Below are 13,870 nucleotides of genomic sequence, written 5' to 3' on the forward strand. Positions count from 1 at the left end.
GTGCCTCCCTTCACTTCGTGTCGTTGCTGAGGTCGATTGCGTCTGGTGGGAGTTGGCCGGCGTGGTTGTCTTCGGCAAGAAGTTGAACTGCTGTCGCTATGGCTCGCTCTCCTTCTTCGGCCCACGCAGTAGGTGAGATCCCTGTCTGTATGGCTAGTTCGATGAGTGATCGGGAGAGGGACCCGACTGGGTAGGGTCCGGCTCTTCGTCCGCCGCTTCGTCATCGAACGAAAGGTCAAGTTCGTGCTGGTCTTCCCAGTCCTTCAGAGACCCCGTGAACAGCCCTTGTCGCTTCGCAGCGATGTGCGAGAGCTTGTAGTAATCCGTCAGGTTCGGATCACGCAGAAGCTGCGCGTACGACTTGCCCTTGTTGGTCTTCTCCCAGACCAGCACGTCTCGCGTACCGGCCTTGATTACGAACTCATCCCCGTTGTCGGGAACCACCTTGAACGTGAACACGTCACCCCTCCTCTTACCGCGGGCTTAGTTGCTTCGGGCACTTACTCGGGATCGGTGAAGACCGGCTGACCCTCACCCGGAAGGTCAACGGAGAAGGTTGCCCACGCACCCTGTTCGCCACCGAAGGCAACGTTCTTGAGGGTGACCGTGATCTCTCCAGAGACCCCACCGGCGACGGGCTCGAAGGTCACAACGACCTTGTCTCCCGCGTTGTCGTTCAGGTAGCGGGCAAGACCAACCGCGTCCTGGTGATCCTGAGGACCGTTGATCGAGAGAGTCCAGGTCGCAGAGTCCACGTCGTTGTAGATGCCAGCAGGCTTCAAGGTCTTGATGGTCTGCGTGGCCTGGTCCGGGGTCAGTACGACGCTGGTGACCTGGAGCGTGTAATCCGTAGCTCCGAACTTCACCAGCGAATCCCGCATGACATACGGCGCGAAAGGCATGGTCATTCACTCCTACACGTGATCGAAATGGCGAACAGGTCGCCGTCTGTTTTGGTCAGGTCCGCGCGGTCCACGAAGGCCACCGGATTGATTGCTGCGAACAACGGATCTGTCAGCTCATCGAGCTGCTCGATCGCCGTGTCTTCGTTGCCGCTGAGGATCACCAGGACTCGCCACGTGACCTGAAATGCGTAAGCGGGGCCACGTTCGATCGAACCGATGAGGGGCCACGCATCACCGGGTGACACCGTGTTGGGCTTGGTCGTGTAGCCCTTCACACCAGGAACGGTGCTCGCCGCATCAGCCAGGGCCTGACGTGTTGCAAGAAAGCTCATCCGACTACCAGCCTTCTGAACGGGGCCTCCAGACGACGCACTTCCGGATCACGTCCAGGGAGTACGACGGTGGAGCTGCCGAACTCGTCGTTGTCCTGGAGCACGGCCAGGGGCTGAGACCTCATCTCGATGGCCCGCTGGCATCTCCGGAGCAGTGCCGCCGCCAGATCGTCCGGGTAGTCCTCCGGATCAGCCGGGAGACGGCATACACGGCCCTGTGCGGCTGTTTCCGCGTCCAGGACGGACTGGAGGGCAGGATCAGTCCAGCGAGCCTCAGAGAAGCCCGTAGCCCCGCCCAGGTACGCCTTCAGCTCAGCGAGCGTCGGGAGCGCCATGGTCATCACCTGCCCTTCAGTCAGTTGGTGCGGTACCGCTTGCGTCGATCACCGATCGGTTCGCCTCTGTGCTGCTGGCGACGATCGGTGCCTTTGGCCACTGGCGTGGCCTCGACTTCTGCGGGGTCCGTCACCGCAGCCGGTTCAGCGACTGCGGGACGGCCCTTCTTGCGTCGGCTGGTCATTACGCGGTGGTGTCGTAGATGACCTGACGAACGCCGCCCAGATCGGAATTGGCGAACGCCTTGTAGCCCCAGATGGCCAAATCGACCATCGCCACCGGCGCGTAGTTGCCGGAAGCATCCGTACCCGGGAACTCCAGACGCTGCGGAGCGCTCGCCCATCCGTGGACGGTCGAGGGGTCGAAGAGCCAGGAGTTGTTCGGGCTGCCAGGTGTGGACGGAAGAGCCCACGACGGAACACCCGTCACACCAGCAAGATCGAGCTGCGTGAACCGGCGCGAGCTGGTGCCGTTCGCGTTGGTCGGGTTGATCTGCGGGAAGAGCTTGCGACCCGTGCTGTCCACCGCAGCCACGAAGGTCTTGTAGAGCGCCTTCTCCACAGCGAACGCCTCGAAGTCGTAGCCACGGATGAACTGAAGATCAGCAACCGCCGCGTCCCACGCAGCCGCCAGGTCGTCATCGACGGCACCGGCAGTGAGGGTGATGTCCGTTGCCGCAGTCAACGTGTTCAGGAACGTGGCCGTAGCGGTCTCCAGACCTTCCTTCCAGCCCCGGACCATCTGGTTGAAGATGAGGCCGGACACAGCCGGGTTGCCGCCCATGTCCCACACCTCACGGGTGATGGAAGCCTTGCCAGAGGTCGGCGTCGGAGTGATGGTCTGGTTGGTCGTCACGAACGTGCCCGAGGTGGGTTCGGTCCCCTGCGTGTGATCACCGACGAGACCGGACGAGCTGGAGAACTTCGGGAACGCGAAGGGCTGCACTCCGTTCGGCGGAGCACCCTTGGTGATGAAGTTCCACAGCGGAGTCCGGTAGTCCCGCTGATCCACGTACATGTCCGGACGCTGAATGGTCGGGTTGACCGTGGCAACATCCGTGGTGTCCACATCGAACGTGGCCTTGATCAGCGCCATGACCCGCTTGCCCGCTTCGGTCCGGTCACCGAACTCGTCACGAGCGCGAGCCATCTCGTGCAGGTCAGCAGAGAACACGTGCTCAGTCGGGAGGAAGTTGCCTCCCCGATCGAACTTGTAGGGCAGCTCTTCCTTCACGTCGAACTGCGGGGTGACGACACCAACCGTCTCCCGTGGCGGAAGGTCACCTTCCTTTGGCTTGCTCCACTCATCGAAGAGAGCCTTGATCTGCTCCTTGGCCTGGTCGGCAGTCAGTGCCGCCACGACCTTCGAGCTCAGATCGAAGGTGGCCGGCGGGGTGGTGCACTCGACAACACCAGCGGCGTGAACGTGGCCGCACTTGTCGCATTCCATTGCGATTTCCTTTCCAGTGAAAGCCGAAGACGCAGCCACGGCCTGGACCCGTGCGTCATCGAACGCAGGGCATGGGGTGAGGGAGATTTCGGCGAGAGGGGCCGCGATGGCATGCATCACGCCGTTCTTCTCGCTGTAGATGCCGCCTTGTGCGACACCAACGGAGAGGCCGTCCCACACGCCGTCTTCCGCCAGGGTCAGGGCTCGATCACCTTCGGGGCCGCGAGCAACGGAGAACTTGGCCATCAGGCCCGCGTCCGTCTCCTCCAGGGAGGTTGCCTTCCCAACGGCCTGCTTCCAGTCGTGGCCAGCAAGGAGCTTCACCCGGGACACATCGCTGAAGACCAGCGTTCCCTTGGAGAACTGCCAGAGCTTGCCGCCTGACCGGGCTGTCTTCCCGTACGGCACCGCAAGACCGGTGATGGTGCGGGACTCTCGATCGACAGAGAACGTGCTGCCGGTTGCCTGAGCTTCTAGCTTCAGCTCAATCATGGGTGAACTGAAGGTGTTCACTTCGATGTCCTCCTGAGCAGTAGGTGCCGCAGGCAACGCAGGCGTCTCACGAAGCTGCGTGAGCTGTTCCGCGGACAGGGGTGGGCGGTCCTCAAGCTCGCGAATCTCTTCGTGCGTGATGGCCCCGACCTCAAGGCCGATCTGATACGCCTGGTAGCGCGTGAGGGTGTCGGAGCGGAGATAGGCATCCAGGTTGAAGCGCGTGTAGTAGCCCCGTGGGGTTACGTCGTTCATCCCAAGGCGGTCTTCGATCGCGTGTAGATACGGACCAAGAACGTCATCCAGGAACGCCTTCTTGCGGTCCTCGCTGTTCTGGTACGTGCGAGACGTGGTGCTCACGCCCAGGTCCTCAGGGTCAACACCAACCAGGCGAGCAATCTCAAGGACTGCGTGTTGCCGGGCCTCAGCGAGCTGGAGGTCCTTCGGGTTCCACGACAACGCGTTGTACTTCAGGGCTGCGGGCACGTAGGCGTCCGCGTTCTTCTGCCGTGCTGACTTCCACGCGGCCATCAGCTCAACCACGTCATCGTCTTCAGCCGGGTCCGCACCCTCAGCCGGGGTGAAGATCCCCTGAGGCATGGGAGATGCAGCAGATCGAGCAGCAGCAGCATCGAGCTGGAGACACGTACGGATCGCACGAGCACCGGCAACCAACAGCGGGTCATTGGGGCTGTGGAAGATGATCAGCTCTGCTTCGGGAAGCTCTTCCTCAGCCATGCCCTGTGTCGAACCATCACGGCGTAGGTACGCCTTCTGGTTCTTCCGGATGGTGACGCTGCGGGGATCGAGACGACGGATCTTCGTGGGGTAGCCGTGCCACCCGAACTGGATCACACGCCAGTAGGCGATCCCTTCGAACAGAAGGTCTTCAACAGTGCGGATCATCGTGACGGAACGCGGGAGATCCGACTCCGGCTGAATGAACAGCGGCCAGTCCCCAACGCTCTGCTGCGTCGGTCCGTACATCGCGACGGGAAGAGTGCCCAGGCTTCCGGACACGAGATCCCGCACACGCTTCACAGCCGGGACCTGAATGGCCTCCGTACGCGAGACACGAGAAGCGGGAGCAACGAAGTCGTCATAGGAGCTGTACCCGAAGAACTCAGGCGGGATGGACTCCCTATCCACAACGAAAGTCGGGCCGCCCTGACCCTCCAGGGCAGCCTGTACGACCGGTGACCGGCCAAACAGCGCGCCAATAAACCCCATAAGCGGAGGTTTACATAAGCCGCCGCTTATTCGCTCAGGAACTCATTTGCTTGCCTCGGGTCACTCTTCCGCGGCTACTTCGATCAACAGTGGAAACTCAATGAAATAAGGGCTTTCATCACGCGGCCACGATGATTCGGGGCTTTCCCAGGCTCTTCTTCCGGCAGTCCGTCACAGCCCACACAGCAGTCTTGATGGCATCTGCACGCCCGTGAGAGACCATCCGTGGCCCATCTGCACCAGGCACCGTTCTGGCTCCCACGACCTGTCCAGTCAGGTGTTCCCCGCCGTCATGCAGGACCACGTACTCAGACAGCAGACGGCCCAGCTCCTGGACAGATGCACCCACGCGTCCCGATCCCTTCTTGACCTGCACACCCTTCAGTGCGGGATCTTCGAGCAGAGACGCGCCCACAGTGGCGGTACGACGGAACTTGGTTGCCTTCAGTGCATCCACTGCGTTCGTCAGATCATCGAAGTCCTTGACTGAGACAACAACCTCTTCTTCGAGCCTCCAGGCGAGTGCGAGAGACACACCCTGTCCGAACCAGTCCTCTATAGCTGCCGCATCCGGAACCCGCTTCGGTGTGTCCTCCACCAGGGATGCCCACTCGTTCGGCTTCACGATGGGTTCTCCCCGGCCCGCAGATGCACCAGTGAGCTGCCAGATGTTCAGGTACTGAGCAAGGAACCCCTGCATGGGATCAGGGTCATCTGCTGCCGGATCAGCCTCACCAGCAAGAGCCTTGGAGTATTTGTCCGCAATCATCTTGCGTCGGTCCTCTGACCAGTGCGGAGAGGCAGCCTTCCACGTTTCGATTGCAGATGGATCTTGGCCGGCGGTTGCTCCCCACAGCAGCAGAAGGGTTTCTGTGTCCTCAGAAGTGATCGCATCTCGAAGATGTGTCTTCATCAGCGAGGTGGCTTTGCGGTGTGCCGTGCTGGTCAGGTGGAGCTGGGGTGACAGCCTCTCCAGGGTTGCCGGTTCCAAGCCCTCAGACACCGCATCAGGCTTCACGTTCCATGCCTCATCGACAATGCCGAAGGTGACATCAAAGCTGTACCCCGCAGCCTCCTGCGCACTGACGATCCACCGGTCTCCATCAGGTGTTTCGATCTGCTCCTTACCGTTGCCACGAGCCACAGTCCATCCAGCAACCTTCTCGGCCCAGGGCCATGCACCACGCTGAATCTCCCGGCACACCTTCAGGTCACTGCCGATGTGAATCACGGTCTGCACTTCACCGAAGAGAGTTGGGTGCGCCATCCGCCACAGTGCGAGTCCACGAAGACGAACGCTCTTCCCGGCTCGTCGGGGGCAGCTCTCCAGTACGACGCGATGACACAGGCTCCCGTCCTCCCGGTGTTCGAGCTGACGGGTGATCCCCAGCTTTTGCCACCACCGGAGCTTGATGTGCCGTCCAGTGGGGTCTGTCTGCGTGCTCTCAATCCAGTCGATGGCCTGTTGCCCGTACGACCCAACAGCGTCGTCGGGAGGCAACGACATGTACAGCGGAGGGGATGCGTCTTCGGGGACCTCCAGAAGCCCTCTGAGCCACGAATAGCCCTCTAGACGCCCTGGACTCCACAGCAGCTCCGCACGGGCCTCTACGGGCTTCTCAGTGCCGGGGAGAGAACGGACACTCAGGGCGGGATGTCCTGGAGCTGATCCAGGGGAAAACTGACCCTGGTTCTTGGTGATTCTCTTTGATCTGGGATCACCAATTTTGTTGTTGCATGGCTTGCACGCTGATTGCAGACGATCAGGCGGGACTATGAGTCCGCGCTTCACACCATCAATGTGGTGGACCTGTGTCGCTTGCTCAGTGCACACACCAGTGATCTTGAGCTGGCATTGGTAGTTGTCTCGGGCCAGCACGGAAGCACGCAGCTTGCGCCATGCCCTGGTGCTGCCACCACTCCATGCCTTGCTCATTGCCCTGCTTCCCCTTCCTGCTCCCGGTTAGCTCACCCCCTGCCCACGGGAGCGCAAGCAGGGGGTGAGTTGGAGGGGTGACTCCAATACCAAGGCTAGGTGTGTTCCTGCATTCCCTTGTGTGCTTGGGCTTTTCGATACCAGATCATTCGGGAGTTCTGTTTGACGTGCACCAGGTGAATCTAGCTAGGTTCTGGCAAGAGTTAGCAAGACAACCGAAGGAGCCCACCTGATGACTGATAAGCGGCATACGTCCGTTGTTCTTCCATCCGAGCTGGCTGATGGGCTTGATGCTCTTCAGTCCCGGGATGACCGCTCGAAGAACTACCTGATCAACCGTGCGGTGAAGGAGCTGCTGGAGCGTGAGGGTGTTCTCGCCCGGCCCAAGCGCAAGCGACCCAAGAAGCTGAACTCCGTTGAGCAGGCGTATCTGCTTCACCCGGAACGCTTCCCCAAGGTCGAAGACGTGATGACCGGAGGCGACCCCAAATGAAGAACGGGCCAGGGTTGCTGACCCCTGACCCGTCCAATACCCGCTATGGCTATCTAGGAGCGTATCTCAATGGCTAGGAACAGGATGGTTCAGCAAGAGCTGTTCCGCTCTCCTGCGTTCTGCGGGCTGAAGTTCCCAGCCCGGACTCTCCTCATCGGTCTGATGGTCTACGCCGACGACTACGGAGGCTTTGAGGCCAACCCCATGCTTGTCCGCTCTGGTGTCTTCCCGATGGATGAGCACGCACCCGACGACATTGATTCATGGCTTGACGAACTCGAAGAGGCTTCTTTCATCTCCCGCTATGGCGATGGGCAGTACGCCGACATCACCGGATGGACTGTCAAGGGATCGAACACCTACCAGTCGATCGACAAGCGTTGGGCTAAGAAGCGTGTCCCTTCTCGGCGAGAACTCGGCGAGGTCTCTGAGAGTCCTCCGCGAGACCACAGCGAGAACTCAATGAGCACTCAGCGAGGACTCAATGAGGCCACTGCGAGACCTCTGCGCATAAGTAGAAGAGGAACTAGAACATCAACTGGAAGTCCAAAGAGAAGTTCAATCGGAAGCGGAAGTGCAACGGGAAGTCGCGCGCACGGAAGTGGAAGCGGAACTAGAACCAAGAAGCTGATCCCGAAGAGGAAGCCTGTCTCTCGGAGGGTCACTCCCGTTGAGCTTGATCCCGACATGGCTAAGCCAAGGCTTGGTGAGGCTGTCGCCTTCCACATCCTTTGGTGCCTCAATCACTTCGGTCCGACATTGACTGTCGATCAGATCTCTAAGCACCTGAACGACATGGATGTTCAGGAAGTGCTTCACCAGATCACCACCAAGCCACAGTTGTTCCGAGCGGAGGAAGCATGAATCACCAGATCACCATTTCGATCAGCGATGACATGTTGGAAGCACTGGCTGAACTGCTAGGTGATTCCCTCGTCATCCCGTCGAGGAAGCGCGTGATGGGTTTGACCCAAAGGGAACGTGAGCTGTGGGTCTTGCTGAAGAAGCACGCTGATCCTTCGGGACTCGTCTCGGGTCTCACGACGAATCAGATGGGGCATGCGATGGATCAGCACCCGGGACCGATCTGGAATCGCTTGAAGTCGATGGAAGCGAAGGGCTTCCTCCAGGTCATGCAGCACACCGGAGGAAAGCGGGTGAACAGCTACCAGCTCGATATGACCAAGCTGCGTAAGCCCAAGCCTCTGAAGAAGCGTCACCTCAAGGCCATCTGACTTACATCCGCTATCAAATAGAATGAAAGGGGTGATTCCAATGGTGAGGCTGATCAACAAGCACTACCCGCGTCTTGTGCTTGCGCTGTCCGGCATCACGTCAGCCTGCTGGCTGTCGCTCTTCCTTCGGTAGGTCCCCGGTCCCTCATGGCTGTTGCACTTCGATGAACTTACGAAGCCGCAAGTTGCCCTCGATCATCCGGTGCCACGAGTCCCGCCCGAGCGTGACGATCCGCCGCAGGTCGCCCGCGTCCGGGCGCCCCGGATCGCCGCTCAGCTGCTCCGCCGCCAGCAGGCCGGCCTCGATCCAGTACGAGTGCTCGCTCACCTCCTCCAAAGTCAGTAGCTCGTGCTGCCCGATGTCGCGCAGGTACGCCACCAGCGCGGTCACGTCCGCCGGCTCACAGTCGAGATCTGCCATCCGTTCCCCTCTCGTCATCAAGAGAATGCCGCGATTCAGCAGGCCGGAGACCGGTGACTTTGAGTATGTGGATAACTACGGGAAGTCAGGCGTACGCGCGGAGTCCGCTCAGCAGCCCCTGATGGAAGGGGTTGGCATCCACTGCGTCGAACCAGGCGGAACCGGTGACCAGTGGCTCCGGCGGTGGCACCGTGACCGCTGGCGGGGTGGCGCCGACCGGGCCGCGGCGGCGGAACTGGTCGTCGAGCTCGGGTGCGGGCATGTCTGGTAGGAGGACGAAGCTGTCGGCGGGGAGGGAAGAGGTCGCGTTGGGGGAGAAGGCGCCAGGGGCCGCGGCGGCGAGCGCGGTGAAGGTGGCTTCGGCGCGGACAGAAGCGCCGACCGGGTCCTGGCGAACCTTCTCGAGGTCAGCGAGAACCGTCGCGAAGGTGACCGACGAGTCTCCGTAGTCGATGAAGCGTGAGAGCTTGCCGGTCCTGATGCGGGTCGCCGCAGGCGCGAGCGTATTCATGAGCGACGGCACGCCGTAGCGAGCACGCCCACCCACGACGGCAAGGCGGATGTCTACTTCGCGAGCGACGATCAGCGAGCGGTAGAAGTCCGGATCGGTGCGCCGGACGACGATCAGGTCGGCCAATGCGCCGCGCTCCAACCGACCCAACGGCGTAGGCCAGACCCCGGACAGCGCGTCGCCCGGGTTCGACGTGAGCATCCGGACCAGTTCCTCGTCCGTGAAGACCGACTGGGTCTTGTTCCACAGGTCCGCGACCTTCAACTCCCACAAGACACTCCGCGTCCCCGACGGACCCCAGTCCGATCCGAGGCACAACCGCACCCCGGCGGCATGCGCCGCCCGCACATCCGCCGTCGCCCCGTACAGCCACAGGTTCGAGAACGGTGACCACACCAGCGTGGAATTCCCGGCCTTCATCGCGGCGAAATCATCGGCGTTCAACGCACCACCATGAATCGCCACCAACTGCGGTTTCACCACGTCGACCGCTTCCAGCAACTGGAACTCGGACCGCAGTTTCGGATCCGACCCCTCCGCCGAATGCGCGATGAATCCCCGCCCGGCCGCCACCGCCGCGGCGTACGGCGCGAGCGCTTCCTTGCTGTCGGCAACAAGGGTGCTGACCCGGATGAAATCGTCGTGGGTGCCGAGTTTCTCCGAGTCGACGTTCCGGATCAGGTCGTTGTCGGGCGGTACGGCGCCGCGCGGATTCCCCTGGATCGACGTCGTACCGCCCACGATCGCCCGCGTCTCGACGTACCTGAGCAGGGCTCGTCCCGCGGCCGCGCCGAGCAGCCGGGCCGGCTGGCTGATCTGCGAGCTGTACGTCGGCGCGCTGCCCCACTGGTTGTGAGAGGTCCACGGCTTCTTCCGCGCGGGCTCGGTCCACAACGGCAGGCTGTTGTACATCAAGTGATTGTGTAGATCGATCAGCCCGGGATAGATCAGCCCACCGGCGGCGAGTTGTACGGCGTTCTCGAAACCGGCCGGTATTGCGTCGATGGGAGTGACCGCCGCGATCAGTCCGTCATCGCCGACATACACCGCGCCACCGGGAAGCACCTGTCCGTCCGGTCGCATTGTCACCACGGTTCCACGCAGTACAAACATCGCTCGCCCTCCCGTAGAATTCCCCGTGCCGCCCCTGATCTTTGAGCCTAAGGTCATGGATCGTCGAGGGGGAGGTATGGCGATGGCTGATTTCGATGCGGGCCCGCCGGTCACGGTGGCGCGGCACTTCGCAAAAGTCCCGAGTTATGCGGACTTCCAGGAATTGTTCTGGTACGACTGGGGCCCGGTCTTCTACCGCGGCCGCCTCAACCGCACGGCCCGGCTGCTGGCAATAGCGTCCGATCCGGGGCCGACCGAGCGCGTCGCCGGGCGCACGCTGGTGGGGGACGCGGGCCAACGCGTTCAAGGCTTCCTGACCAAACTCGGCCTGACCCGCAGCTACACGCTCGTCAACGCCTACGCGTACGCGCTCAGGCCGTCGCGGGCGCAGAAGGCCGCGCCGCTGCTGGCCCGACCCGATCAGCTCACCTGGCGCAACACCCTGCTCGAGTTGATCACCGGCCCACAACTGCAGGCGATCGTCGCGTTCGGCGTCCAGGCTCGCGCGGCGCTGCAGATGTGGGACGGAAGGCCGGACGTCCCGGTGTTCGAGGTGCCGCATCCGTCGAGCCGCAACCCGTCGGCGCTCGTCGACAGTTGGCGTCAGGCAGTCACCGACCTGCGCGCGATCGTGACTCCGGATCCTGACGGCGACAACGCGGTATCGAACTACGGGCCGAAGTTCCTCGAGTCGGATTACGCGTCGATCCCGGCGCGGGACCTGCCGTTCGGCGTACCGCCGTGGCTCGGCAACGACGCCTGGGGACGTCAGGACAAACCCCGCCACAACAACAGCGTCGAACGTCCCTCGACCGACCTTCTCAACACTCTCGTCTGGCGTGCACCCAAGCTCGGCTGAAAGTTGTCCCCTGCTGCCGCTACCTTGGTCGGATGCGAGTGGCGACGTGGAATGTGAACTCGGTCAAGCAGCGGATGCCGCGGTTGCTCGACTGGCTCGACGAGCGGCAGCCGGACGTCGTGTGCCTGCAGGAGACCAAGCTCGCGGACGACGCCTTCAACACCCTGCTCGGCGCCGAGCTGACCGACCGCGGCTACGAGATCGGCCTGTACGGCGAACCGCAGTGGAACGGCGTCGCCCTGCTGTCCAAGGTCGGGCTCGAGGATGTCGTCACCGGTGTCGCCGGAGCGCCCGGCTTCCCGAATCCTGAGGCCCGCGCGGTCGCCGCGACCTGCGGCGGCATCCGGATCCACTCGCTCTACGTGCCGAACGGGCGCGTCCCGGACTCCGATCACTACCACTACAAGCTGGCCTGGCTGGCGGCCCTGACCGAGGTCATCGCGAGCGGTCCGGCCGACCAGATCGTCTGCGGTGACATGAACATCGCCCCGACCGACGCCGACGTCTTCGACCCCGCCGCGTACGTCGGTCAGACGCACGTGACGCCACCCGAGCGGCAGGCGCTCGCGGAGCTGATGGCCGCGAAGGACCTGCATGACGTCGTCCGCGACCGCTGGCCGAGCAACCGCATCTTCAGCTACTGGGACTACCGCGCCGGTATGTTCCACCAGGACCTCGGCATGCGGATCGACCTGATGCTCGCGACCGATGCGGTGGAGGAGCGGGTCAAGGCCGCGTGGATCGATCGCAAGGCCCGCAAGGGCACCGGGCCGAGCGACCACGCCCCGGTGATCATCGACCTCGACACCGCACCGGACGGCGATATCGGTCCGGTCGTGCCACCACCGTCCGCGCCGCGGACCGGCCGGAAGAAGACCACCAAGCTCCCGCAGAGCCGCTGATGCGCCGCCTTGCTGCAGTCGCGATCCTCGTGCTCGCGACCCTCACCGCCTGCAGTGACGAGAAGTTGCCGGCACCGAGCCCTGTCGCGTGGACGAAGGTCGACACCCCGGCCGAGCCCGTCACCTTGACCGCACACGACGATCAGCTGCTCATCGGCCTGCGCCATCGCGGCGCCAAGGTCGTCCCGGAGCTCCTCCTCCAGGACAGCACCGGCAAACCCACGCCGATCACCGTCAAGCCCAACCCGGCCAGCCCGTACGCGTTCGAAGCCATCTGGTACTCGATCGCGTACGACGGCAAGCAGATCCTCGCCCTCGGCGGCGCAGCGGGCGGCGCGCACTCCAACACCCGCTGGACGGTCTGGTCGGGCACGCCGCAAACCGGACTGATCGAGCAGCCACAGGACTTCTTCACATTCGGCGGCCAGACCGCGGGCGACCTCTACAGCGCAGTCATCACGCCGAGCGGCCGCGCACTGCTCGGTTCGTGGGGCGGCGTGGTGACCGGCAACGACGCCATGGTCTGGCTGCCCCAAGGCAACAAATGGACCCGGCAGGATCCGACCAAAACAGCCCTGCAGAGTACGCCGAACCTCCTCGTCGGCCCAGGATTCGGCACGACGCTCGGCGAGAGCATCCTGCTCTTCGGCTCGCAGGTCCGGCTCGCGCCCAACGTCGTCGCCCAGGAAGCAGCCGTCTGGCGTTCGACCAAGCTCAACCAGGGCTGGTCCCGGATCGTCCTGCCCGACCCCGGCAACCGCAGCCAGGCGAACACGGCCACCTGCGCCAAGGACTGCGTGATCTCCGGGTACGTCGACGGTCAGCTCGCCCTCTGGCAGCTCGACGCATCCGGTACGGCAAAGCGGCTCCAAGGCGTCCCGTCCGTCCCCGTCGGCGACAAGGACAAGCTGCCGCCGCCGGTCGTCGACGGCAGCAAGATCATCCAGATCGTTGCCCAGGACAACAAGGTGAAGGTGCTCACGGACCAGGACGGCCACTGGACCGTCCAGGACTCACAGGGCCCGGACGGCCAGGTGACCGACGCCGTACTGATGCCGGATCACAAGCTCTACCTGATCGCCGGCACCTCACTCTGGCAGACCACGCTCAGCTGAGCAGGCCCTTCACATACGCCGCCTGGCCCGCGTGCTGCGCGCAGTCGTCGATCACGCTGACGAGCCGGACCCCGAGCGAGACCGGCGGGTTCCACCGCTTGTCGACGATCCGGTCCAGACCTTCGTCGGTGACCGTCTCGAGGAACTGCGCAGTGCGCGCGTGCACGGCGTCGTAGTACCCGAGCAGCTGGTCCGCCGACAGCTGGACCAGCGCCACCTGGTCCGACGTGTGTGCGTACCCGGTGTCGGCTGCGTCGAGCGGCAGACCGAGCCGCTCGTGCCAGCCGTCTGCCGTGTACACCTGGTCGTAGCCGCCCGCGTCCGCGAGGTGGTCGTCCTGGACCCGGGTCAGGTGCCACACGAGCCAAGCGATCGAGTTGGCCGAATCACCCGGTCGTGCCGCGAGAGTCTTGTCGTCGAGCCCCGTCACGACATCGTGCAGGACCTCCTGAACCCGGCTATGTGCATCCAGCAGCAGCTCACTTGTCTTCATACCGGTCACCGTAGTCTTCGACTGGGACAGTTCTGAGAGAGGGAGCAA

At 63.0% G+C, this 13,870-nt stretch carries 15 protein-coding genes; 6 read left to right on the forward strand and 9 right to left on the reverse strand.

Translation table 11 applies throughout. The features are described from left to right. Positions 1-153 precede the first annotated feature (153 nt). From FDA38_RS12270 to FDA38_RS12295, 6 genes are all read right to left on the reverse strand, one after another. Complete coding sequence (locus FDA38_RS12270) at positions 154-459, reverse strand: hypothetical protein (protein ID WP_137253953.1); 306 nt, start codon at positions 457-459, stop codon at positions 154-156. Between the two features lie 41 nt (positions 460-500). After that, a complete protein-coding gene (locus FDA38_RS12275; protein ID WP_137253954.1) occupies positions 501-908 on the reverse strand; it encodes a phage tail protein in 408 nt (135 codons plus the stop codon). Then, positions 905-1,237 (reverse strand): hypothetical protein, encoded by a 333-nt coding sequence (locus FDA38_RS12280; RefSeq protein WP_137253955.1) that lies wholly within the window; start codon positions 1,235-1,237, stop codon positions 905-907. Before FDA38_RS12280 ends, FDA38_RS12275 begins: the two co-directional genes overlap by 4 nt. Then, a complete protein-coding gene (locus FDA38_RS12285; protein ID WP_137253956.1) occupies positions 1,234-1,572 on the reverse strand; it encodes a hypothetical protein in 339 nt (112 codons plus the stop codon). The genes FDA38_RS12280 and FDA38_RS12285 overlap by 4 nt, the downstream gene beginning before the upstream one ends. Positions 1,573-1,756: 184 nt before the next feature. Next, positions 1,757-4,555: a phage portal protein gene (locus FDA38_RS12290; protein ID WP_170989668.1), complete on the reverse strand. Its 2,799-nt coding sequence runs from the start codon at positions 4,553-4,555 to the stop codon at positions 1,757-1,759. 307 nt (positions 4,556-4,862) lie between these two features. After that, a complete protein-coding gene (locus FDA38_RS12295; RefSeq protein WP_233714642.1) occupies positions 4,863-6,536 on the reverse strand; it encodes an HNH endonuclease in 1,674 nt (557 codons plus the stop codon). A gap of 376 nt (positions 6,537-6,912) precedes the next feature. Between FDA38_RS12295 and FDA38_RS12300 the strand changes: the two genes are divergently transcribed. The 3 genes from FDA38_RS12300 (at position 6,913) to FDA38_RS12310 (ending at position 8,408) form a co-directional block, all read left to right on the forward strand. Further along, positions 6,913-7,173 carry a CopG family ribbon-helix-helix protein gene (locus FDA38_RS12300; protein ID WP_137253959.1) on the forward strand — a complete coding sequence of 87 codons (261 nt, stop codon included), beginning with the start codon at positions 6,913-6,915 and terminating at the stop codon, positions 7,171-7,173. Positions 7,174-7,242: 69 nt separating this feature from the next. Continuing rightward, positions 7,243-8,037 carry a hypothetical protein gene (locus FDA38_RS12305; protein ID WP_137253960.1) on the forward strand — a complete coding sequence of 265 codons (795 nt, stop codon included), beginning with the start codon at positions 7,243-7,245 and terminating at the stop codon, positions 8,035-8,037. After that, entirely contained in the window at positions 8,034-8,408 is a 375-nt protein-coding gene (locus FDA38_RS12310; protein ID WP_137253961.1) for a hypothetical protein, read from the forward strand. The genes FDA38_RS12305 and FDA38_RS12310 overlap by 4 nt, the downstream gene beginning before the upstream one ends. A gap of 145 nt (positions 8,409-8,553) precedes the next feature. Here the strand turns inward: FDA38_RS12310 and FDA38_RS12315 are convergent, their stop codons facing one another. Together FDA38_RS12315 and FDA38_RS12320 are read right to left on the reverse strand one after the other, a co-directional pair. Then, entirely contained in the window at positions 8,554-8,829 is a 276-nt protein-coding gene (locus tag FDA38_RS12315; protein ID WP_137253962.1) for a hypothetical protein, read from the reverse strand. An 85-nt stretch (positions 8,830-8,914) separates the two neighbouring features. After that, a complete protein-coding gene (locus tag FDA38_RS12320; protein WP_233714675.1) occupies positions 8,915-10,423 on the reverse strand; it encodes an amidohydrolase family protein in 1,509 nt (502 codons plus the stop codon). Between the two features lie 112 nt (positions 10,424-10,535). Here FDA38_RS12320 and FDA38_RS12325 point away from each other — a divergent pair, with 112 nt between their 5' ends. The 3 genes from FDA38_RS12325 to FDA38_RS12335 are packed head-to-tail and all read left to right on the forward strand — an operon-like array spanning position 10,536 to position 13,329. Beyond that, positions 10,536-11,312, forward strand: coding sequence for a uracil-DNA glycosylase family protein (locus FDA38_RS12325; RefSeq protein WP_170989670.1), 777 nt, complete (start codon positions 10,536-10,538; stop codon positions 11,310-11,312). Positions 11,313-11,344: 32 nt separating this feature from the next. Further along, positions 11,345-12,214, forward strand: coding sequence for an exodeoxyribonuclease III (locus FDA38_RS12330; protein WP_137253965.1), 870 nt, complete (start codon positions 11,345-11,347; stop codon positions 12,212-12,214). After that, positions 12,214-13,329, forward strand: coding sequence for a hypothetical protein (locus tag FDA38_RS12335; RefSeq protein ID WP_137253966.1), 1,116 nt, complete (start codon positions 12,214-12,216; stop codon positions 13,327-13,329). Before FDA38_RS12330 ends, FDA38_RS12335 begins: the two co-directional genes overlap by 1 nt. Here the strand turns inward: FDA38_RS12335 and FDA38_RS12340 are convergent. After that, on the reverse strand, positions 13,322-13,822 hold the full coding sequence (locus FDA38_RS12340) for a mycothiol transferase (RefSeq protein ID WP_137253967.1): 501 nt from the start codon (positions 13,820-13,822) through the stop codon (positions 13,322-13,324). The genes FDA38_RS12335 and FDA38_RS12340 overlap by 8 nt on opposite strands. Positions 13,823-13,870 lie beyond the last annotated feature (48 nt).

Origin of the sequence: Kribbella jiaozuonensis, assembly GCF_005233875.1 — a bacterium.
Classification (GTDB): Bacteria; Actinomycetota; Actinomycetes; order Propionibacteriales; family Kribbellaceae; genus Kribbella; species Kribbella jiaozuonensis.